This window comes from Ensifer sp. 4252, from assembly GCF_050434565.1.
Taxonomy (GTDB): Bacteria; Pseudomonadota; Alphaproteobacteria; order Rhizobiales; family Rhizobiaceae; genus Ensifer.
This window is the reverse complement of the sequence record NZ_JBNDIU010000010.1, coordinates 212,596-233,110: the sequence shown is the minus strand read 5'-3', so window position 1 is coordinate 233,110 and position 20,515 is coordinate 212,596. Positions and strand designations below refer to the sequence as shown.

21 protein-coding genes and 1 riboswitch are annotated in these 20,515 nt (G+C 61.4%); of the genes, 9 read left to right on the top strand and 12 right to left on the bottom strand.

The genetic code is table 11. The annotated features are described in order from the left end of the window. Positions 1-332 precede the first annotated feature (332 nt). The gene (locus tag ABIE33_RS20010) at positions 333-1,025 is read right to left on the bottom strand and encodes a Crp/Fnr family transcriptional regulator (protein ID WP_429128467.1); all 693 of its coding nucleotides are present in this window, start codon (positions 1,023-1,025) and stop codon (positions 333-335) included. Between the two features lie 200 nt (positions 1,026-1,225). Here ABIE33_RS20010 and ABIE33_RS20005 point away from each other — a divergent pair, with 200 nt between their 5' ends. From ABIE33_RS20005 to ABIE33_RS19995, 3 genes are all read left to right on the top strand, one after another. Further along, positions 1,226-2,656: a DUF1254 domain-containing protein gene (locus ABIE33_RS20005; protein WP_429128464.1), complete on the top strand. Its 1,431-nt coding sequence runs from the start codon at positions 1,226-1,228 to the stop codon at positions 2,654-2,656. 48 nt (positions 2,657-2,704) lie between these two features. Further along, positions 2,705-4,099: a DUF1254 domain-containing protein gene (locus tag ABIE33_RS20000; protein WP_429128461.1), complete on the top strand. Its 1,395-nt coding sequence runs from the start codon at positions 2,705-2,707 to the stop codon at positions 4,097-4,099. Between the two features lie 555 nt (positions 4,100-4,654). Further along, the gene (locus tag ABIE33_RS19995) at positions 4,655-5,089 is read left to right on the top strand and encodes a GNAT family N-acetyltransferase (RefSeq protein WP_429128458.1); all 435 of its coding nucleotides are present in this window, start codon (positions 4,655-4,657) and stop codon (positions 5,087-5,089) included. A gap of 226 nt (positions 5,090-5,315) precedes the next feature. Here the strand turns inward: ABIE33_RS19995 and ABIE33_RS19990 are convergent, their stop codons facing one another. Together ABIE33_RS19990 and ABIE33_RS19985 are read right to left on the bottom strand one after the other, a co-directional pair. Then, positions 5,316-5,447, bottom strand: coding sequence for a hypothetical protein (locus ABIE33_RS19990; protein WP_268750759.1), 132 nt, complete (start codon positions 5,445-5,447; stop codon positions 5,316-5,318). Between the two features lie 277 nt (positions 5,448-5,724). Continuing rightward, positions 5,725-5,967, bottom strand: coding sequence for a hypothetical protein (locus ABIE33_RS19985; RefSeq protein WP_429128455.1), 243 nt, complete (start codon positions 5,965-5,967; stop codon positions 5,725-5,727). A gap of 253 nt (positions 5,968-6,220) precedes the next feature. Between ABIE33_RS19985 and ABIE33_RS19980 the strand changes: the two genes are divergently transcribed. Both ABIE33_RS19980 and ABIE33_RS19975 read left to right on the top strand, forming a co-directional pair. Beyond that, on the top strand, positions 6,221-7,141 hold the full coding sequence (locus ABIE33_RS19980) for a DnaJ C-terminal domain-containing protein (RefSeq protein WP_429128452.1): 921 nt from the start codon (positions 6,221-6,223) through the stop codon (positions 7,139-7,141). Further along, positions 7,138-7,452, top strand: coding sequence for a chaperone modulator CbpM (locus ABIE33_RS19975; RefSeq protein WP_429128450.1), 315 nt, complete (start codon positions 7,138-7,140; stop codon positions 7,450-7,452). The genes ABIE33_RS19980 and ABIE33_RS19975 overlap by 4 nt, the downstream gene beginning before the upstream one ends. On the opposite strand, the gene ABIE33_RS19970 is transcribed toward ABIE33_RS19975, so the two are convergent. Then, positions 7,416-7,883 carry a nuclear transport factor 2 family protein gene (locus tag ABIE33_RS19970; protein WP_429128447.1) on the bottom strand — a complete coding sequence of 156 codons (468 nt, stop codon included), beginning with the start codon at positions 7,881-7,883 and terminating at the stop codon, positions 7,416-7,418. The genes ABIE33_RS19975 and ABIE33_RS19970 overlap by 37 nt on opposite strands. Before the next feature lie 404 nt (positions 7,884-8,287). Here ABIE33_RS19970 and ABIE33_RS19965 point away from each other — a divergent pair, with 404 nt between their 5' ends. Further along, positions 8,288-8,647: a hypothetical protein gene (locus ABIE33_RS19965; RefSeq protein ID WP_429128445.1), complete on the top strand. Its 360-nt coding sequence runs from the start codon at positions 8,288-8,290 to the stop codon at positions 8,645-8,647. Between the two features lie 28 nt (positions 8,648-8,675). Here the strand turns inward: ABIE33_RS19965 and ABIE33_RS19960 are convergent, their stop codons facing one another. Continuing rightward, entirely contained in the window at positions 8,676-9,662 is a 987-nt protein-coding gene (locus tag ABIE33_RS19960; protein WP_429128443.1) for a copper chaperone PCu(A)C, read from the bottom strand. A 95-nt stretch (positions 9,663-9,757) separates the two neighbouring features. After that, a complete protein-coding gene (locus ABIE33_RS19955) occupies positions 9,758-10,147 on the bottom strand; it encodes a hypothetical protein (protein ID WP_429128441.1) in 390 nt (129 codons plus the stop codon). A 161-nt stretch (positions 10,148-10,308) separates the two neighbouring features. Beyond that, positions 10,309-10,396, top strand: a riboswitch (glycine riboswitch). A gap of 144 nt (positions 10,397-10,540) precedes the next feature. Between ABIE33_RS19955 and gcvT the strand changes: the two genes are divergently transcribed. From gcvT to gcvP, 3 genes are read left to right on the top strand one after another with little or no spacing between them, the layout of a single operon-like run. Further along, the gene (gcvT, locus tag ABIE33_RS19950; RefSeq protein WP_429128439.1) at positions 10,541-11,680 is read left to right on the top strand and encodes a glycine cleavage system aminomethyltransferase GcvT; all 1,140 of its coding nucleotides are present in this window, start codon (positions 10,541-10,543) and stop codon (positions 11,678-11,680) included. Between the two features lie 16 nt (positions 11,681-11,696). Next, a complete protein-coding gene (gcvH, locus tag ABIE33_RS19945) occupies positions 11,697-12,059 on the top strand; it encodes a glycine cleavage system protein GcvH (RefSeq protein WP_429128437.1) in 363 nt (120 codons plus the stop codon). Next, complete coding sequence (gene gcvP / locus ABIE33_RS19940; RefSeq protein ID WP_429128435.1) at positions 12,059-14,923, top strand: aminomethyl-transferring glycine dehydrogenase; 2,865 nt, start codon at positions 12,059-12,061, stop codon at positions 14,921-14,923. The genes gcvH and gcvP overlap by 1 nt, the downstream gene beginning before the upstream one ends. 48 nt (positions 14,924-14,971) lie before the next feature. Here the strand turns inward: gcvP and ABIE33_RS19935 are convergent, their stop codons facing one another. From ABIE33_RS19935 to sufD, 6 genes are all read right to left on the bottom strand, one after another. After that, entirely contained in the window at positions 14,972-15,400 is a 429-nt protein-coding gene (locus ABIE33_RS19935; RefSeq protein ID WP_429128432.1) for a response regulator, read from the bottom strand. A gap of 10 nt (positions 15,401-15,410) precedes the next feature. Further along, on the bottom strand, positions 15,411-16,916 hold the full coding sequence (locus ABIE33_RS19930; protein ID WP_429128429.1) for a sensor histidine kinase: 1,506 nt from the start codon (positions 16,914-16,916) through the stop codon (positions 15,411-15,413). Positions 16,917-17,008: 92 nt separating this feature from the next. Further along, positions 17,009-17,401, bottom strand: a complete 393-nt coding sequence (gene sufA / locus ABIE33_RS19925; protein ID WP_429128427.1) for a Fe-S cluster assembly scaffold SufA — start codon at positions 17,399-17,401, stop codon at positions 17,009-17,011. A 98-nt stretch (positions 17,402-17,499) separates the two neighbouring features. Continuing rightward, complete coding sequence (locus ABIE33_RS19920; protein ID WP_429128424.1) at positions 17,500-17,880, bottom strand: SUF system Fe-S cluster assembly protein; 381 nt, start codon at positions 17,878-17,880, stop codon at positions 17,500-17,502. Positions 17,881-17,951: 71 nt separating this feature from the next. Further along, a complete protein-coding gene (locus ABIE33_RS19915) occupies positions 17,952-19,193 on the bottom strand; it encodes a cysteine desulfurase (protein WP_429128423.1) in 1,242 nt (413 codons plus the stop codon). Positions 19,194-19,220: 27 nt separating this feature from the next. Then, positions 19,221-20,498, bottom strand: a complete 1,278-nt coding sequence (gene sufD / locus ABIE33_RS19910; RefSeq protein WP_429128421.1) for a Fe-S cluster assembly protein SufD — start codon at positions 20,496-20,498, stop codon at positions 19,221-19,223. Positions 20,499-20,515 lie beyond the last annotated feature (17 nt).

Sequence of the window (20,515 nt, the reverse complement as noted above, 5' to 3'; positions counted from 1 at the left end):
CGATACACAAAACCCCATAGCTCACGGAATGCCGACCGCGGGTTCCTGCATGAGAGGCTTTCGTACGCCTGACGGCACCCGAAACCCTTCACCATGTCGGCCGTTGCGGCACACTTTGCCTCCGCCTGGAAGCAGACATCGCGGGGACCATTCTGGAGGTCGTGGTCGCGCCAGAAGCGGAGCTCAGCGCACCAGGTCGTTGACCTTTTGACCCGGAAATACCTGTTCACGAGTAGGAGAAGAGCAGGCCGTCGCACGAACAAGTCCATCCGCTGCGGGACATCATCGGCCCCGACGCATCTCATCGCCAGTGGGCCTCAGCCGGCACGTCACTAATCCGCTTCGTCTCCCTCGGCGAAGCGACGTAGCGCTCCGGGGTCGGCAATCATGATGGAGCGAAAGGCGTTCGTCACCCATCCAGCCTTCGAGAAGCGCTTGAGGGCGGCATTCACCTGCTTGCGTGACGCATTGGCCATAACGCCCAACTCGCTCTGGGTCAGCGGAATCGGGGTTTCTTCGCCGATCCACGTCGTACGCTGAAGCACAGAGGCGATCCGCCGGTCCGCCTCGGGCTTCTGCAGATCATGGATCACGCGAAACAGGAACTCGACGCTCATCATCAGGATGAGCGCCACGTGATGCACCACTTGCGGGTCGCGCGCGGCCATCTGGTCGATCGCATCTAGGGGAAGATGCATCAGCGTCGTTTCTGTGACGGCCCGAAGCTCGCCGCGCCGCGGTTTTCGGGTGAGGAAGCAGGCTTCACCGGTCCAATGACCAGGAACCCCGAGGAGGATAAGGCGAGGAGAAGCGCCTGATGGCGCAAGGCTGACGCTGACAGTGCCTGCGACGAGCCCGTAGATGCCGCCGGGCGGATCGCCGAGATGGAATACGGGCTGGCCGGGAGCGAAATGCTGCAGTACGGAACGCCGCAAGACCTCGGCCCGGAACGCCTCCGGCAACAGCGGCAGCCAGCCGCGCTCGCTCATGATCCGATTGGCGTTCATCCTCGTGATACGTGCCACAAAAAAAGCTCATCTTTTGTCCGATTCGGGACAAATACAACTTTTCATTGTCCTACGCTAGCAGCAACGGCAATCACTCGTTTTGCGCCCTGCCGCACCACTTCGGCCAGGCCGTGGAAAGCGTACCCCGGGCAAAAACCCAGTTGGTGCGCGCGACCTTGCCTCAGGGCCTCAGGGTCAGTGAAAAAGGGAAGACAATGATGCGACCTACCATCACAAAAACCTGCCAGAAGGCACTGCTCGTTTTCGGGCTCTGCGTTGGCCTGCAAGGAATTGCCGGGGCGCAAACCGCCGAGGTCGCGCTGACGCCCGAGGAAACCTACGCAATCGCGAGAGAAACCTATCTCTACGCCTACCCGATCGTCAGCATGGACGTGACCATGCGCCAGGCGACCAACGTGCCGGATGACGCCACAGTCAACATGCGGGCACCGGTCAATCAGTTCGCGCATGCGCGGGCCTATCCGAAGGCTGATGAGAAGGATGTGGTGCGGTTCAATTTCGACACGCTCTATTCGTTCGCTTGGCTCGACCTCTCCCGCGAACCGGTCATCCTCTCGGTGCCGGATACCGAAGGCCGCTACTATCTGCTTCCGATGCTCGATATGTGGACCGACGTCTTTGCCGTCGTCGGTACCCGCACGACCGGCAATGAAGCCGGCACATATGCGATTGTCGCTCCGGGATGGACGGGAACACTGCCAGACGGTGTTGTGAAGATCACCGCGCCGACCTCGGCGATCTGGATAATCGGTCGCACGCAGACCAATGGTCCGGCGGACTACGACGCCGTCCACAAGGTGCAGGACGGCTACAGGCTGACGCCGCTTTCGCAGTGGGGCAAAGACTACGCGCCGCCCAAGAACATGCCCGTCGATGCGTCCGTCGACAACACCACGCCGCCGCTGGTCCAGGTGAACAGCCTCGACGGCGTCGCAATGCTGACGCGACTCGCTGATCTCATGGTCAAGTACCCGCCGCACCCGAACGACTATCCGATCCTGCTGCGCCTCCGCCAGCTCGGGGTGGAGCCGGGCAAGCCCTTCGACGCCGCCAAGCTCGCCCCTCAGACCAGGGACATCGTCAATAAGGCGGCAAAGGAAACGCTCGCCGCATTGCCGGTAAGGATGCTCACCATGACCCCGGCCGAAAACGGCTGGAACATCGGCAGGGAGCATATGGGCACTTACGGAACCGCCTATCAATGGCGCACGCTGATCGCTCTGGGTGGTCTCGGGGCCAACCTTGCCGAGGACGCTGTCTATCCTACGGCATTTATCGACGGCGAAGGCAAGCCGCTCAGCGGCGCTAACAAATACGTGCTTCATTTCGACAAGGGGCAGACGCCGCCGGCCAACGCCTTCTGGTCCATCACGATGTACGACAAGGAAGGATTCCAGGTCCCGAACCCGATCAACCGCTTTGCCATCGGCGACCGCGACAATCTCACCTACAACGCCGACGGATCGCTCGACATCTATCTCCAGGCGGACTCGCCCGGAGCAGACAAGGAAGCGAACTGGCTGCCGGCACCGAAGGACGAGTTCCAGCCGACGATGCGCATCTATTCTCCGCGGCAGGAGGTTTTCGACGGAAGCTGGACCCCACCGCCCTTCAAACGCGTGAATTGAGACGCCACTTTCTTAGCGAAGAGTCGAGTTTCCCCACAGGAGGTACAATTGAGGAAAACACTTATCGCCGCATGCGCGTTGATGACGCTCGGAGCGCCGGCCGCCTTTGCGCAGCAGGCGGTTTCGCCGGACGAAGCCCGGGAGATCGCGCGAGAAGCGTATATCTATGCCTACCCGCTCGTCCTCATGGAGGTGAGCGGCCGCGTCTCGACGAATGTCGCCGAGCCACCCGGTAACACCGACGCGCCTGTCAACCAGTTCGGGCACGCGCGGGCCTTCCCCGATCCCTCCTTTATGATCGTCGTGCGGCCGAATGCCGACACTCTCTATTCCTCGCTGGTCTACGACGTGTCGAAGGAACCGCTCATCGTCACCGTGCCGGATTCCGGCAAGCGCTACTACCTGCTGCCCATGCTCGACAAATGGTCGGACGTATTCGCCGTTCCCGGCTCGCGCGCCACGGGCAGCGGGCCGCAGACCTTCGCCATCGTAGGCCCGGGCTGGACGGGTGAGCTGCCACCAGGCGTGACCCGCTATGACAGTCCGACGGCGGGCGGCTGGATCGGCGGGCGCGTGCAGACCAACGGCAAGGCCGACTACGAGGCCGTGCACCAATTCCAGAACGAAATGAAGGCCGTGCCGTTGAGCGCCTACGGCAAACCCTACACGCCGCCGAAAAGCGAGGTCGATCCAAAGCAGGATATGAGCTCGCCGCCCGAGCAGGTGGACAATATGGACGGCGCTGCCTTCTTCACGCTGTTTGCCGAATTGATGAAGGCGAATCCGCCGCATGCCAACGACTATCCGATCCTCGACCGGATGAAGCGGATTGGCATAGTGCCGGGCGAAAGCTTCTCGCTCGCAGACAAGTCCAAGGAAATCCAGGATGCGCTGAATGCTGCTCCTGCGGCGGCACAGCCGTCGATCAGGGCAGCATGGCAGAACGCAGGTGTCTCGCAGAATGGCTGGCGCACCAACCTCACCGCCATCGGCACCTATGGGGCGGACTATCTGCACCGGGCAGGCGTGGCCTATGGCGGGCTCGGCGCGAATGTGCCCGACGATGCGATCTACCCCAGGGCCTTCCAGGATGCGGACGGCCAGCCGTTCGAGAGCGACAAGCGTTACGTGATGCATTTCGAGAAAGATCAAATCCCGCCGGTGCGCGGCTTCTGGTCGCTGACGATGTATGACGAGCGCCAGCTCTTCACCGCCAATCCGATCGACCGCTATGCGATCGGCGACCGCGACGCGCTGGCCTTCAATGCCGACGGCTCGCTCGACCTCTACATCCAGCGAGAATCGCCAGGCAAGGACAAGGAAACCAATTGGCTACCGGCTCCGAAGAGCGGCTCCTTCACCATGAATCTGCGTCTCTACTGGCCCATGGCCGAGGCAACGAACGGCACCTGGGGGCCGCCGCCGGTGAAGCGGGTGGACTGAGCTTCACCGATCTGCTGAACACCGACCGATCCCCGCGCGTGACCCAGCCGAGGTTCAGGCTTGGGGACGGCGTGGATCGGAGGCTGCATTTGAGCTGAAGCGGGCCGTCTGAGACGGTTCGCTGGGGTCAACTTGCGACGGTGCCCACGCCAACCCGAATGTCGGCTCTTGAAGGTTCGCTGCCCGAAGCTTCCGGTCTGCTCTCGGCCCCGGATCGGTCACTCATCGACTCGATGCGAACGTCTCTGATGGGCGCTAGCCATACCTAATAGCGGCTAAATCAATCAATCGTGTTGTGACACCGGCATACAAAACTATGACAACTTTGATGTCTTTTACGCCAATGATTTCAAAGGGTTTTATTGGTTAATGTGTGGCAAAGTTCGTGTCATCCTACATTGAAAAACAAAGGCCAGCCCGAAGGAAACTTCGGGCTGGCTTGCGTATCGGAACAGACGGGGAACAATGAGTTCCTTGACGCTGAACCATTCCGCCCGACGAGGCCTGGTGCCCGTACCTCAAGTTGTTCCACCCGCCGCTCGAGAGCCCTCCCAAATGACAACTCCCATCATCGACATCATCCTCGAAGATCCAAGCAAGGACGATCTCCGCGCGATCGTCGCGACGCTCGATGCCTATAACGATGCGCATAGCGGCATGCTCGACCAGCAGGGTTTCGCCATTCTCATTCGCGATCCCGAAACGAAGGCGACAATCGGCGGGCTTTATGCGACGGATGGTTATGGCTGGGCTTTCATCCGCTATCTCGCGATACCGGAAAGTCTGCGCGGCCAAGGTCTGGGGCAGCGGCTGATCGCTGCAGCGGAGAAGATCGCACGGGACCGCGATTACATCGGCCTATGGCTCGATACGTTCGAATTCCAGGCGCGGCCTTTTTACGAGAAGCTGGGTTTTGTGGTTTTCGGCGAGCTGGAGGGCGGGCCGGGTGCGATACCGCGTTATTTTCTGAAGAAGCGGTTTGAGAACTAGCTGATTGTCAAAGACAGGTGGCATGCAGCTTCGCTGCGTATGATCAAGGCGGGATGGGATCAGCTACGCAGCGGGCCGCAGAGCTATGGCGAGTCGACAAGAGCTTTGCCGGTCGCGGCGCGAGTATTGCTTCGGTTGATCGGACCGTGGGAGATCGGACCCGTGCAACCGAAGCCTTTTTGGTGGAATGCCCATTCCCATGGGATTTCAGGCTGCCTTCACCGGATTATTTCGGTGAGACGATACCTTGGTAATAGTCGCCGTCGCCGCTGACATAATTCACACCACCGGCGCCACCCGTCGTTTGCGCACAGGCTGCCAAGGTGGAGAGAACGAGTAGCAACATCGCGGTTTTCATAGGCTTTTGCTCCTTCAGCGTCGTTTGATCTTCGGCCGTGCGCTACCGCCGAAGCGACGCATGACGATTTGACCCGCCAATTCTATGATACTCAATGGAGTGTCTATCAAGGGCATTGATTGTTTAAGGCTAATTTGTGCTTGCCTGTGATGTGTTCAACGCCTGCGCGTGCTGCTTGCGCGTCTTAGGTGTGTCAAGCGCCGGCGTTTTTCGGCTCACAAGCCAGCCTTTCAGCTTCTGAACTCAGTCGCCCCCGAGGGAAAGCCGAAACGAAATCTCACGTCGAAAGATGTTTTGCGGACTGTTCGCGCTCCCGCCAGTAACGCAGCCTGAGGCGTGGCGCCATCAGCCAGGCGATGAAGGGCGTTAGGATGAAACATGTGACCACCACAACAGGCAGAAAGTATTTGGCGTTGTCGGCCAGCACCGGGATGGAAAGCACGATCACCGCCCCGATGCCGAAGAGCACGGCGTTGATCATCAGTCCAACCATGATGGCAAGCTGCAGGTGTACGGACATGTCGGCCTCCGTTGAAAAACCACCCAATGGGAACGCTGCCTTTTTCGAATGGTTCCGAAGTCCCGATTGTAGCAGAAACGGCATACTCGCGAAATGAGAGCACAAACCGGCCGCTGTTCGTTTTCTCGCTGTCGTTTCCGCACGGGTGCCCTATGCTTGTAGTCAAGCGACCGATCACCCAACTGGATTGGGACATATGAGCTCTACCGCACGAATGTCCTCACTGCCGATCGCTTCAGTCTGAGGGAGACCCATGCCGAGCAGTCCATACGAAACCCTCGGCGTCAGCCGGGACGCCACGCAGAAAGATATTCAGAGCGCCTACCGCAAGCTCGCCAAGAAACTTCACCCCGATCTCAATCCCGGAGACAAGGGAGCCGAGGATCGCTTCAAGGCGGTATCGGCCGCCTATGCGCTCTTGAGCGATGAGGAGAAGCGCGGCAAATACGATCGCGGCGAGATCGACGAAACCGGCGCGGAGACGGCGCCTCGGAACTTCTACCGCGATTACGCCGGCGCCAACGACACCGCCGGTCGCTACGAAAGCGCTCACGGCTTTTCGGATTTCGGCGATGCGGACGATATTTTCTCCAGCTTCTTTTCTCGTCGTGGTCGGGGCCAACAATCCATGCGCGGGCGCGATGCACATTTCTCGATGGATATCAGTCTGCTTGAGGCGGTCAATGGCGCCAAGAAGCAGATCAGCCTGCCGGGTGGCGGGCCGGCCCTTGATCTGACGATCCCACCGGGCACGCGCGACGGCCAGACGTTGCGCCTACGCGGCAAGGGAGAGCCCGGCTCCAACGGCGCGGCTGCCGGTGATGCCCTGATCGACATCCGTGTGCGGCCGCATCCGCTGTTCCAGGTGGATGGCGAGGATGTGCGCTACGAGATCCCAATTTCGCTGAGCGAAGCCGTGCTTGGCGGCAAGATCCGCATTCCGACCCTGGATGGTGCCGTCAACGTCACGATCCCGCCGAACTCCAACACCGGCAAGGTCTTGCGGTTGAAGGGCAAGGGTATGCGCAAGCCGGGCGGTGGCCACGGCGATGCCTATGTGACGCTAAAGATCACGCTTGCCGCGCAAGCCGATCCAGCGCTCGCCGCATTCGTCGAGGGTTGGGCAGCCGGCAAAGCGGAGGATCCACGCAAGAACCTGGGAGGCAACGCATGAACGACAGCGAGTTTTGCGAACACCTCGAAATCGAGGTCACCGTGCTGCGGGTCTGGGTCGAGCAGCGCTGGCTTGTGCCACGCCAGGCCGACAGCGGTTGGATATTCGAGGACGATGATCTTGCCCGCGCTCGCCTGATACAGGACCTGACCGGCCCCATGGGCGTCAACGACGATGGCGTCGACGTCGCCATGCAGTTGCTCGATCAGATTCATGGCCTTCGCGCACGGTTGGGTGCGTTGATGACGGCAATTCGCAGCCAGGATCCAGATGTTCAAAGGCTGATAATGTCTCGGGTGGACGACGAATAATCGACCGCGATCACTGGCATCGCGACTAGACCGACGGTTTCGGCAACGAGCAAGGTGTCGACGAATTCCGTCAGGTCCGCCATCCGGCCGTCGCTGAAACTGAACCTGTCCAGGATTTCCGTATCGAACCATGTGTCGGAAGGAACGAAGCGGATGGGGCCAACCCGATGGGCGTAGACCGTGCTGCCGTCAACGTCGAGCTGAACCGTTTTCATTCGGCTCAAGTCCCAGGCGTCGACCAGGCCGCGAAAAGCGGAGCGCACTGATTCCGGATCACTGACCCTCTGGGTCATGGCCCCAAGACGGCCACTGCCGACAATCCGGAAACTGAAGGCCGGGTGCAAGCAGGCCAGCATGCCCTCAAGGTCGTTGGCATCGCGCGCTGCATAGAGCGAGCGCACGGTTTGCTCGAGCGCGGTGCGATCGGCCATCACATTGCTCCTTTGTGATATCTGGGCACGCCTTTGGTATCTGGGGCGAGTGTGCCCGTATTTAAGGGATGCTGCAAGTATATGCGAGGGCTGCAGCACAACCTCGGCCTGGCGTTGGCCTTTGCTGACATGCGGCGGCCGCGCCTGCCGTCGGGAGGACGAGTGACCCAAGCGTCGAGGCGAGAGGGCAATCAGGGTGGTTTTCAACATGTGCGTTCCTCCGTCGCGGGGTGACGCCGGAAATGTCCGGGCTTCATGCCCAAGGGATGGATCGCATGAGCGGCGCCGCCCCATGGACGCAATTGTTAGCATTCGACTAAAAGGCGACTGCCAATTTTCACCCGTCTTCAAGCGAAACGGCGCAAAAAGGAAAGGATTGATAACAAGTAAGGCGGGGGAAGAAGGTGGTACAGGTCGTCACGGTATCCGCGACCACAGCGGCTTATGCGGCGGAAGCCGTCAAGCCGAAGGCGCGCGTGTCCGGCGATGGCCCGGCCGACGAGGCGATCACCTTGCTTTCGGCCCGCCGTACCAGAGAGCCGGCGATAACGCCGGCATCTATCCCTAAGATGAAGGGCACCCTGCCCCTGTCGCTGATGCTGATGAGCGCCGACGGCCGCCTGCCCCAGCAGAGCGAGGCGGAAACCTTGCGCCGTTATCTCGAATATATGCGCGACGACGAGGACATGCCGGAAGAGCGCGAAAACGAAGGCCGGCAGGAAAATCCCGCCGGCCAGGAGGATGAGAACGGCGCCGCCGCCTGAGGCGAAGCCGTGCGTCAAATCAGGTTCTTCAGTGATGCTTTTGACCGCCGGCCGCGGCGCCACCGCTCGCCGTTCCCACGGCAAGCACGGCATCGACCTTGCCGGCCTTCTCGAAGACGAGCGTCACAGGCACCGTTTCACCCTCGGCAAACGGCTTCGAAACCTGCATGAACATCAGATGCAGGCCGCCGGCCTTGAGCTCCACGGTCTCTCCGGCGGGGATGGCAACGCCGTCGTCGAGCTTGCGCATCTTCATCACGTCGTTTTCCATCGCCATTTCGTGGATTTCGACGCGACCGGCGGCTGGGCTCTCAACGGCTACGAGACGATCATCAGCGCTGCCGCCATTCTTGATCGTCAGGAATCCGCCGCCGACCTTGGCGCCCGGCAACATCGCCTTGGCCGCGCCGCCGGAGATTTCGAGGTCGCCCAACTTGACCGGCTGGGGTGCTGCAATATGGCCGGCATGCTCGTCGCCGCCGGCAGCGAGCGTCACCGTCACCGTGGGTGCAGGGCTTTTAAGGTCATGGGCGCTCTGCCCGTCAGCGGCTACCTCGTTCCAGACCACCTTGCCGTCCGTGCCGCACAGCTGGACCGTCGGGAAGGCAAGCACGGTTTCCTTGTCGAAGCCCGAGATCTTACCCTTGACGACAAAGGTGTCATAGAACTCGTCAGGCAGATTGCCGCCCTTCCAGCGGATTTCGACCGGGCCGGACGAGACCTTGTCACCGTGATTGTCATAGGTCTTCTGGTAATCGCCCTTGATAATCTCCACCCCCCAGCCGGGCTTTGGCTGGGGCTTGGCGAAGACGAAGCCTTCGGGCAGCTTCATCTGCACTTCGGTCGTTGCCTTGCCGTCGCAGCCATGCGGAACCTGCAGCACCGCCTTGAAGCTCTTTTCCGATTGCGCGCTGTCGTTTTCGAACGTCGCATGAGCGTGGGCGATGCCTGCTGTTGCAAGTGCAATGCCGAGGGAAAGGCTAAGCGGAAGAGCAGTCTGTCTGGTCTTGTTCATGTCGTACACTCCTGACCACATGCCGGTGGGAGCCCGGTGCTGTCGTGGTCGATGCCGCCATCGCGGCGCATTGAAATTGAATGCGTGTGAAAGCGTTACGACTGGTGGGGAGGTCCGCGCGGCGGCGGCAGAAGGCGCAGGTGCCGGACGATGATTTCGTCTTGCACTGGATGTAGATCGGCGAGCCAGTTGCCGGTCTCGGCGCGTTCGCTGTGTTGCGGTGGCGTCGGCAGGAGGGCAGCGCCCGCAAGCCGGCATGCTTCGCAGACCGGCGCCATCGATTGCGACTTGCCGCTATCGTGGTCGATGCCATCCATGCCGAAGCAGATATCGGCGATGGTTCCGTCGGGGAGCTGGTAGGCTGCGATCTCTCCGGGCGTCAGGCTTTTCGCCATTGCCGGCTTGTGGGCGAAGGACAGGAAAACAAGCGCGAAGGCGGCGACGATCCGCACAGCGATCCGCAAATGTCCTTCGCACTTAGTCATTGTCGTCCCCGGTATCGATCCTGAGTTATCCTCAAGCGGAGGAGAATGCAAAGGCAGAATTGACGCACCCGTTTCCCGCGACGGAAAATCGCTGCGACAAAAATGTGTTTGACCGCGACACCTCCCCCTTGCCAAGTTCACGGGTTCGCCGTTATTTGGAGGCGATCTTGTTGGGAGAAACCGGTTCACTCCGGTGCCGAAGGAGCAACCGCCCCGGAAACTCTCAGGCCAAAGGACCAGCAAGGTGCCGGTAGGACTCTGGAGAGAAGCGTTTTTGCGCTCGCCGAAGGGATAACAATCTCAGGCAAAGGGACAGAGGGGGCTCGAATTTGACGGCGTCTGACGCCGGAAGTGTGAGCCGGCGCGCGTGCGCGCCAGACCTGGAGGCCGGAGTTGGAAGAGATTTCCCATTTGAAACATACGCCGCTGCGTGCGCTGCACCTGTCGCTGGGTGCCCGCATGGTGCCCTTTGCTGGCTACGAGATGCCGGTCCAGTACCCCGACGGCGTGATGAAGGAGCACCTGCACACGCGCACCGCGGCAGGCCTCTTCGACGTCTCGCACATGGGCCAGGTCATCGTTCGGCCGAAGTCCGGCAAGATCGAGGACGCAGCGCTGGCGCTGGAAAAGCTGGTGCCCGTCGACGTGCTCGGCCTTGGTGAAGGCCGGCAGCGCTATGCGATCTTCACCAATGCCGAAGGCGGCATTCTCGACGACCTGATGATCGCCAACCGCGGCGACCACCTCTTCCTGGTCGTCAACGCTGCTTGCAAGGATGCCGATTTCGAGCACCTGAAGAAGGGCCTCGCCGACACCTGCGAAGTCACGATGCTGGACGATCGCGCGTTGATCGCACTGCAGGGTCCCCACGCAGAAGCCGTGCTTGGCGAATTGTGGGCCGATGTCTCGGCCATGCGGTTCATGGATGTTGCCGAAGCCGACCTGCACGATGTTGCCTGCATCATCTCTCGCTCCGGCTACACCGGCGAAGACGGTTTTGAGATTTCCATTCCCTCGGTATCGGCCGCCGATGTCACGCAGCGGCTGCTTGAACACCCCGATGTCAAGCCGATCGGCCTTGGTGCGCGCGATTCGCTGCGCCTCGAAGCGGGCCTTTGTCTCTACGGCAACGACATCGACACCACGACCACGCCGGTCGAGGGCGCGATCGAATGGGCGATGCAGAAGAGCCGGCGTGCAGGCGGTGCTCGTGAGGGCGGCTTTCCGGGTGCGGACCGCATTCTTGACCAGTTCGCAGAGGGCGCCAAGCGCCGTCGCGTCGGCCTGAAGCCCGAGGGCCGTGCGCCCGTGCGCGGTGGTGCCAATCTTTTTGCCGACACCGAGGGCAAGACGCTTGTCGGCAAGGTGACGTCAGGCGGCTTCGGACCCACCGTCGATGGCCCGATTGCCATGGGCTATGTCGACGCCACCCATACCGACAACGGCACGACGGTTTACGCGGAGGTGCGCGGCAAATATCTGCCGGTCGTCGTCGCCGCCCTGCCCTTTGTCAAACAAACCTACAAACGCTGATCAGGAGAGAGCGCAAATGTTGAAGTTCACCGACGAACACGAGTGGCTGAAGGTCGAAGCTGGCGTAGCAACGGTCGGGATCACCGAACACGCGGCCGGCCAGCTCGGCGACCTCGTCTTTGTGGAACTGCCGGAAACCGGCTCCACCTTTGCCAAGGGCGAAACGGCGGCAACGGTTGAATCCGTCAAGGCGGCATCCGACGTCTATTGTCCACTTGATGGCGAAATCGTCGAAGTCAACCAGTCGATCGTCGACGACCCGTCGCTGGTCAACAGCGACCCGCAGGGCGCTGCCTGGTTCTTCAAGCTGAAACTCGCCGATCCGAACGCAGCCGACGCCCTTCTCGATGAAGCGGCCTACAAGGAGCTCGTCGCCTGATGAGCATGCCCAAGGACTTCACCTTTACCGACTACAAGCCGTATGACTTCGCCAACCGGCGTCATATCGGCCCGTCGCCGGCGGAAATGGATGAGATGCTGAAGGTCGTCGGTTATCCGTCGCTCGACGCACTCATCGATGACACCGTGCCGCCGTCGATCCGTCAGAAGACGCCGCTCGCCTGGGGCGCGCCGATGACCGAGCGCGAAGCGCTCGACAAGATGCGCGAAACGGCCAACCGCAACCAGAAGCTCGTATCGCTGATTGGCCAGGGCTATTACGGCACGATCACGCCGCCGGTCATCCAGCGCAACATCCTGGAAAATCCGGCCTGGTACACGGCCTATACGCCCTACCAGCCGGAAATCAGCCAGGGTCGCCTCGAGGCGCTGCTCAACTACCAGACCATGGTCTGCGACCTGACCGGCCTCGACGTCGCCAACGCCTCGCTGCTCGACGAGGCGACCGCTGCCGCCGAAGCCATGGCGATGGCCGAACGTGTCTCGAAGTCCAAGGCGAAGGCCTTCTTCGTCGACGAGAGCTGCCACCCGCAGACGATTGCTCTGTTGAAGACCCGTGCCGAGCCGCTCGGCTGGCAGATCGTCATCGGCAATCCGTTTACCGATCTCGATCCGGTCGACGTCTTCGGCGCCATTTTCCAGTATCCGGGCACGTATGGCCACGTGCATGATTTCACCGGTCTGATCGCCCGTCTGCACCAGACCGGCGCGATCGCGACGGTCGCTGCCGACCCGCTGGCGCTGGCACTCCTAAAGTCGCCCGGCGAAATGGGCGCCGATATCGCCATCGGCTGCACCCAGCGCTTTGGCGTTCCGGTCGGCTATGGTGGTCCGCACGCTGCCTACATGGCCGTCAAGGACGCGCACAAGCGCTCGATGCCGGGCCGCCTCGTCGGGGTCTCGGTCGATGCGCGCGGCAACCGCGCCTACCGCCTGTCGCTGCAGACCCGCGAACAGCATATCCGCCGCGAAAAGGCGACGTCGAACATCTGCACTGCGCAGGTGCTGCTGGCCGTCATGGCCTCGATGTATGCGGTCTTCCATGGACCGAAGGGCATCAAGGCGATAGCCCAGAGCGTTCACCAGAAGACCGTTCGCCTCGCCATGGGCCTCGAAAAGCTCGGTTACACCGTCGAGCCCGACGTGTTCTTCGACACGATCACCGTCGATGTCGGCAAGCTGCAGGGCATCATCCTCAAGACTGCGGTCGCCGAGGAAGTGAACCTGCGCAAGATCGGCGAAACCAAGATTGGCATCAGCCTCGACGAGCGCTCGCGCCCCGTCACGCTCGAAGCCGTCTGGCGCGCCTTTGGTGGCGACTTCAAGGTAGAAGAATTCGAACCGGGCTACCGCCTGCCGCAGCCGCTGCTGCGCACCAGCGAATACCTGACGCACCCGATCTTCCACATGAACCGCGCTGAAAGCGAAATGACGCGCTATATCCGCCGTCTTTCGGACCGCGACCTTGCGCTCGACCGGGCGATGATCCCGCTCGGTTCCTGCACGATGAAGCTCAACGCTACGGCGGAGATGCTTCCGATCACCTGGCCGGAATTCGCCGAAATCCATCCTTTCGTTCCGAAGGATCAGGCGGCCGGTTACCAGCACATGATCGAGGACCTGTCGGAGAAGCTCTGCGCCGTTACCGGCTATGATGCTATCTCCATGCAGCCGAACTCCGGTGCGCAAGGGGAATATGCCGGTCTCCTGACGATCCGCGCCTACCACCTGGCACAGGGCAACGACCATCGCGACGTCTGCCTGATCCCGACCTCGGCGCACGGCACCAACCCGGCGTCTGCCCAGATGGCCGGCATGAAAGTCGTCGTCATCAAGGTGAGCGACAACGGCGACATCGATATGGATGATTTCCGTGCGAAAGCCGAGCATTACGCCGAAAACCTCTCGTGCTGCATGATCACCTATCCCTCGACGCACGGTGTGTTCGAAGAGAACGTGCGTGAGGTCTGCGAGATCGTGCACAAGCACGGCGGCCAGGTCTACATGGACGGTGCCAACATGAACGCCATGGTCGGCCTTGCCCGCCCCGGCGACATCGGCTCCGACGTCAGCCACCTGAACTTGCACAAGACCTTCTGCATTCCGCATGGCGGCGGCGGTCCCGGCATGGGCCCGATCGGCGTCAAGGCGCATCTGGCGCCCTACCTGCCGGGTCACCCGGAAACGGACGGCAATGACGGTGCGGTTTCGGCAGCTCCCTTCGGCTCGGCTTCGATCCTGCCGATCTCCTGGAGCTACTGCCTGATGATGGGCGGCGAAGGCCTGACCCAGGCGACGAAGGTGGCGATCCTCAACGCCAACTACATCGCAGCCCGGCTGAAGGGCGCCTACGAAGTGCTCTACAAGTCGTCCAAGGGCCGTGTCGCGCATGAGTGCATCATCGACACCCGTCCGCTGGTCGAAAGCGCCGGTGTTACCGTCGACGACGTTGCCAAGCGCCTGATCGACTGTGGCTTCCATGCTCCGACCATGAGCTGGCCGGTTGCCGGCACGCTGATGATCGAGCCGACCGAATCGGAAACCAAGGCTGAAATCGACCGCTTCTGCGAGGCAATGCTGGCAATCCGCGAGGAAGCCCGCGCCATCGAGGAAGGCCGGATGGACAAGGTCAACAATCCGCTGAAGAACGCTCCGCACACGGTCGAAGACCTGGTCGGCGATTGGGATCGCCCGTATTCGCGCGAACAGGCCTGCTACCCGCCGGGCGCCTTCCGGGTCGACAAGTACTGGTCGCCGGTCAACCGCGTCGACAACGTGTTCGGTGACCGCAACCTCGTCTGCACCTGCCCGCCGCTGGAAAGCTACGCGGAAGCAGCTGAGTAAACGCATGAATAGCGGGGTGCGCTCCAATGGCGCGCCCCGTTTTCAGTCCTACTGATGATGTGCGGCACCGCTTGGTGGCAAGGTGTTCTCAACCCAGAAGCGGACGAACGCCTCGGCAAATTGCCGATAGCCTGAGAGCGATGACGGCTTGGCCGTATAGGCGTTTGCGCCGGCCTTGTAAGACCTGGCGACGTCGCTCGGATTGGTGGATGACGTCAGCACGATGACCGGCACCACCGACGTTCCCTCATTACTGCGAATGCGCTTCAGCAATTCCATCCCGTCGACGCCGGGCATCTTGATATCCAGAAGCACATAGTCGAAGTGCTCACGCTCCAGGAGTATCACGGCCTCGTCGGCGTGGGTGACATGGACGATGTCGAGCGTACCGTCGGTCTGCGAGAGCGCACGGGTAACGAAGCGTGCGTCGTGCACGTTGTCTTCCACCACAAGCAATCGCTTCGGTGACTTGGCCAATCTTGTCGCCCTACTTGGTCTTCCGCATGCGCTTGGGAAGCGTCACCACAAATCGTGCGCCTTCGGAAAAGCCCGTGTCAAGATGGATCGATCCGTTGTGGCTTTCGGCGATCCTCTTGGCCAGCGCAAGACCGATGCCCGTACCGCCATAAGTGCTTTCGTCGTGGTGCAGGCGCTGGAACACTTCGAAGATCCGCGTCGCGAATCGCGGGTCGATACCGATGCCATTGTCTTCGACGACAAGCTCCACCTGCTGGCCACAGGTGCGGCCGTTGACGCGCACGACGGGGCCGCGATCCGGATGGCGATACTTGATGGCATTGCCGATCAGGTTTTGCACCAGTCGGCGCAAGAGTTCCGGATCGCCCTGGACTTGCGGCAGCGCACCGATCTCGAAAGCCACATTCGCCTCGCGGGCATGGCCGCCCAGAACGCCCAGCGTGTCGGCGACGATGTCGCTGAGGTCGACATCGGACCATGTGCTGATCTGATAGGCGATCTGCGAATAATCGAGCAGGCTGTCGATCACCCGGTTCATCCGCTTTGCGCTGTCGCGCAGATGGCGCGCACTGGCAGAAACCTCATCCTGGTTGCCGGCGGCCAACTCGTCCTCGATCATTTCCGAGAACATCGAGATATGCCGCAAGGGTGCCTTCAGGTCATGGGAGACCGTCGCCGTGAACTGATCGAGGGCCTCGTTCTTGTGCTCAAGCTCCTGCCGTTGGCGTTCTAGCGCCAGTTCGGCGCGCTTCAGTTCGGTCACATCGACGCGCAGGACGACGGTGTTACCGTCCTTGGCCTTGATGTTTTCCACCCTCAGCCAGCGGTCGCCGGCGTAACGGTAGATCTTCGCCCTGTTGTCCGGTTGACGAAAGTCCTGCAGCCGGTGCGCCACCCAGGTCGGCCAGTCCGGGCTGCCGGGCAAGGCTTCGGGATAGTGACCCTCTTTCTGCGCAAGCAGAAGGATCTCTTCGGCGGTCATGCCAGGGTGAAGCAAGGGGCCGGCCGGGCCGCAGATCGTCACATAGGCGCGATTGTGGACCAGCAGCCTTTCCTCGGCATCGAAGATTGCGAAACCTTCGGGCATGACGTCGAGTGCAGCGTCGAGCATGTCGGACGCCTGCTGTCGCTCAAGCACGGCCTTCGCGAGATCCGACACGTCGCGAATGATACCGATCAGGGCCAGTTCCTGCCCGCCGCCATCGATAAGCGGCGTGGTGCGCAGGTGGCCCGAGAATGTCGAGCCGTCGCGCCTGATATAGGCGTAGGTCGAAGTGCGTGCGATCGTCTCGTCGACCTGCTCCGCGCGATTGCGCAGCCGCCTTAAGTATTCGTCGTCGTCCGCATAGATGAGGCGCGCCGGTTGACCGATGAAGGCATCGGCCGCATAGCCGAATTGCGCAAGTGCAGCCGGGTTGGCGGAGCGAATGATGCGTTCCGCATCGAGGATGATCACTGGATCCGGAAAGGTCTCATAGAGCGCCTTGAAGACAAGCTCCTCGTCGAACGCCGTCACGCCGATCTCCCCCAGTCACGCGCCCGCATATCAGCAGAAAAAAGGCCCGGCGAAAACCCGGGCCTGCTATCTCTCGAAACGCAAGGAACCTATCAGTTCGCGCGCACCACGGCATCGCCGCGCTCCGCAAGCGCGGCCAGATCGGCCGGCTTCAGCTCGACCGATTCGCCACATCCGCAGGCTGACGTCTGGTTGGGATTGTTGAAGGTGAAGCCGGAGCGAAGCGTCGTCACCTCGAAATCCATCTGCGTGCCGAGCAGATAAAGCACTGCCTCCGGCGCAACCCAGACCTTGGCATCACCATGCTCGATCAGATCGTCTTTCGGATTGGGCTCGGTGACGAGGTCCACGGCATATTCCATGCCGGCGCAGCCGCCCTTCTTGATGCCGACGCGGATGCCCAAGGCATCGCCACCTGCATTTTCAACGATCGACCTCACGCGCCCGGCGGCTGCATCGGTCAAGCTCATCACGGCAAAGCCCATCGGCCTTTTCTCCTTGTCGTCACCGGGGTAAAGGCCCGGCGCCTTCCAGAATCAAATGTAGTGTCCGCAGCTTAACGGATCAATACGGCGCCTTGCGGTCAGTACCAACCGATAGCCACCTGTGCCTCTTCCGACATGCGGTCAGGCGTCCACGGTGGGTCGAAGGTCATCGAGACCTCGACGCCCGACACACCTTCGACGGCGCCGACGGCATTTTCGACCCAACCGGGCATCTCGCCGGCAACAGGGCAGCCCGGCGCGGTCAGCGTCATGTCGATCTTGACCATACGGTCATCTTCAATGTCGATCTTGTAGATCAGTCCGAGCTCGAAGATGTCGGCGGGGATTTCCGGGTCGTAGACCGTCTTCAGTGCGCTGATGATATCGTCGCTGAGACGTGCCAGTTCTTCGGCCGGGATTGCCGAATGCACGATGCCCTCGCGGACGTCGATCTTGTCTTCCGTTGCATCCAGGCTCATGTCGGCCTCCTAGACTTTCTTTTTAGGTTCAGATGCTTGCGCAGAAAATCTGAACCATTTTGCAAATTCAATCAGGCGAAGAACTTCCGCGCGTGCTCCAGCGCGTCAGCCAATGCGTCCACTTCAGCCCGCGTATTGTAAAGGCCGAAGGATGCGCGGCATGTGGAGGTGACGCCAAAACGTTTCAAGAGGGGCTGCGCACAATGGGTGCCCGCGCGGACTGCGACGCCGGCGCGGTCGATCACCGTGGAGATGTCATGGGCGTGAACGCCTGCGATCTCGAAGGAAAAGATGCTGCCCTTGCCGGGTGCATCGCCGAACACTTTCAGCGAGTTGATCCTCGACAGGCGCTCGCGCGCATAGGCAGTGAGATCGGCTTCGTGGCTGGTGATTGCCGCCCGGCCGATCTTTTCCATGTAGTCGAGCGCATAACCGAGGCCGATCGCCTGAACGATCGGCGGCGTTCCGGCTTCGAAACGGTGCGGCGGGTCGTTGTAGGTGACACGGTCTTCGGTCACTTCCTCGATCATTTCACCGCCACCCATGAAGGGTCGCATTTCCTTCAGGCGGTCCATCTTGCCATAAAGCACGCCGATACCCGAGGGACCATAAAGCTTGTGACCGGTCATCACGTACCAGTCGCAATCGATGTCCTGCACGTCAACAGGCATGTGGACGGCGCCCTGGCTGCCGTCGACCAGCACCGGAATGCCACGCTCGCGGGCGATGCGGCAGATCTCCTTGACCGGTACCACGGTGCCCAGAGCATTCGACATGTGGGTAATGGCGATGAGCTTGGTGCGCTCCGTCAGGCACTTGACGAAATCTTCGATGTGGAACGCGCCATCGTCGTCGATCGGCGCCCAGACCAGCTTGGCGCCCTGGCGTTCGCGGATGAAATGCCAAGGCACGATGTTGGAGTGGTGCTCCATGATAGACAGCACGATCTCGTCGCCCTCGCCGAGCTTCGGCATGCCGTAGCCATAGGCGACAGTATTGATCGCCTCGGTGGAGGATTTTGTGAAGATGATGTTGTCGGCCGATGGTGCGTTCAGGAAGCGGCGCACTTTCTCGCGCGACGCTTCATAGGCCTCGGTGGCGGCATTCGAGAGGAAATGCAGGCCCCGATGCACGTTCGCGTATTCGTTGGCGTAGGCATGGCTCACCGCGTCGATGACTGACTGCGGCTTCTGCGCCGATGCGCCGTTGTCGAGATAGACAAGCGGTTTGCCATAGACGGTCCGGGACAGGATCGGAAAATCCTTGCGGATCGCTTCGACGTCATAGGCTGGCACCGGCACAGTGTGTTCCATGTCTTTCAATCCAATCAGTCGCGCCTGTCAGGCATGCTTCACGAGCCAGGCCGAGATTACGCCTTCCAGCGCCTCGACCAGCGGCTCGTCGTCGAGTTCCTCGACGATTTCGGCGACGAAGGCGTTGACGAGCATCGCTCGCGCCTTGTTTTCCGGGATGCCGCGCGCAAGCAGATAAAAGAGCTGCGTGTGGTCGATGTCGGTAACCGTCGCGCCGTGACCGCACTGCACGTCGTCGGCAAAGATCTCCAGCTCGGGCTTGGACGAAAGGTCGGCATCGTCCGAAAGAAGCAGCGTGTTGCACGCCATCCGCGCGTCGGTCTTCTGCGCGTCCTTGGCAACGAGGATCTTGCCCTGGAAGACGCCTTTGGCGCGATCGAAGACCACGTTGCGGATGATTTCCGTCGATGTGGTGTGCGGCACGTTGTGGCCAAGCGTGAAGGTCACGTCCGTGTGGCTTTCGCCGCCGAGCAGGTTGATGCCGCGCAGTTTGAAGTCTGCGCCTTCGCCGCTCGTCTTGCCGTGGATCTCCTGTCGCACCAGCTTGCCGCCGGCATTGATGACGAAAAGATACAGCTTGGCGTCCTTGGCGAGATCGAAGCGCATCTGGCCGAGATGGGTGTCTGCGGCTCCCTGCTGCTGCAGGATGATCCAGATGATGTCGGCGCCCTCGCCAACCGTCACGTCGCTGACCGTGGAGACCAGGCTTTCACCGGCATCGGTCGACAGGTGACGCTCGATCACGGTTGCCTTGGTGCGGGCACCGAAGGAAACCGGGAAGCGCGTATGCGACTGGCCGATGCTCTGCACCAGTTGGATTTCAAGCGGGTCTTCCAGCTCTGTGCCGTCTGCGATGGCAAGTTCCAGGCCGCCGCGCACAAGGCCGCCATTGATGCGGCCGATCGCGTCGTCCGAGCCGAGCACGGCAAGGCCGGCGGCGGCAGAACCGTCGAGCAGGCTGTCGGTGTAGGAACGGATCGTCACGCCCTCAGACGCGTTGCCCTTGAGGTCGGCATGGCCGTTGCGCACCGAAAGCACGGTCGAGCCGGCGACAAGTGCCTCGACGCGATCGGCGAACGCCGTCGGATCGGCGGCAGGCACCGCCCGCAGCAGTGTGCGGAGGTCCGTATAGTGCCAGGATTCGACGCGGCGCGTCGGCAGGCCGGCCGTCCGCAGTTCATGCACCAAGGTGTCACGAACCGACAGCACCGAGCCGTCGCCCGGCAGATCGCCGATCTGCGCGGTATAGGCATCGACGAGCGCCGTCTCGGCTGCCGTCATCTTGATTGCCTGTTGCATATTCATTCGAGCACTCCTTCAAC

Bases quoted from the DNA above. Each gene is read 5' to 3' on its own strand.
- ABIE33_RS19970 (WP_429128447.1), bottom strand. From the start codon at position 7,883: ATGGCCGATCGCACCGCGCTCGAGCAAACCGTGCGCTCGCTCTATGCA.
- sufA (WP_429128427.1), bottom strand. From the start codon at position 17,401: ATGGGCTTTGCCGTGATGAGCTTGACCGATGCAGCCGCCGGGCGCGTG.
- ABIE33_RS19960 (WP_429128443.1), bottom strand. From the start codon at position 9,662: ATGAACAAGACCAGACAGACTGCTCTTCCGCTTAGCCTTTCCCTCGGC.
- ABIE33_RS19920 (WP_429128424.1), bottom strand. From the start codon at position 17,880: ATGAGCCTGGATGCAACGGAAGACAAGATCGACGTCCGCGAGGGCATC.
- ABIE33_RS20005 (WP_429128464.1), top strand. From the start codon at position 1,226: ATGCGACCTACCATCACAAAAACCTGCCAGAAGGCACTGCTCGTTTTC.
- ABIE33_RS19995 (WP_429128458.1), top strand. From the start codon at position 4,655: ATGACAACTCCCATCATCGACATCATCCTCGAAGATCCAAGCAAGGAC.
- ABIE33_RS19975 (WP_429128450.1), top strand. From the start codon at position 7,138: ATGAACGACAGCGAGTTTTGCGAACACCTCGAAATCGAGGTCACCGTG.
- ABIE33_RS19985 (WP_429128455.1), bottom strand. From the start codon at position 5,967: ATGTCCGTACACCTGCAGCTTGCCATCATGGTTGGACTGATGATCAAC.
- gcvH (WP_429128437.1), top strand. From the start codon at position 11,697: ATGTTGAAGTTCACCGACGAACACGAGTGGCTGAAGGTCGAAGCTGGC.
- ABIE33_RS19955 (WP_429128441.1), bottom strand. From the start codon at position 10,147: ATGACTAAGTGCGAAGGACATTTGCGGATCGCTGTGCGGATCGTCGCC.
- ABIE33_RS19990 (WP_268750759.1), bottom strand. From the start codon at position 5,447: ATGAAAACCGCGATGTTGCTACTCGTTCTCTCCACCTTGGCAGCCTGT.
- ABIE33_RS19980 (WP_429128452.1), top strand. From the start codon at position 6,221: ATGCCGAGCAGTCCATACGAAACCCTCGGCGTCAGCCGGGACGCCACG.
- gcvP (WP_429128435.1), top strand. From the start codon at position 12,059: ATGAGCATGCCCAAGGACTTCACCTTTACCGACTACAAGCCGTATGAC.
- sufD (WP_429128421.1), bottom strand. From the start codon at position 20,498: ATGAATATGCAACAGGCAATCAAGATGACGGCAGCCGAGACGGCGCTC.
- ABIE33_RS19915 (WP_429128423.1), bottom strand. From the start codon at position 19,193: ATGGAACACACTGTGCCGGTGCCAGCCTATGACGTCGAAGCGATCCGC.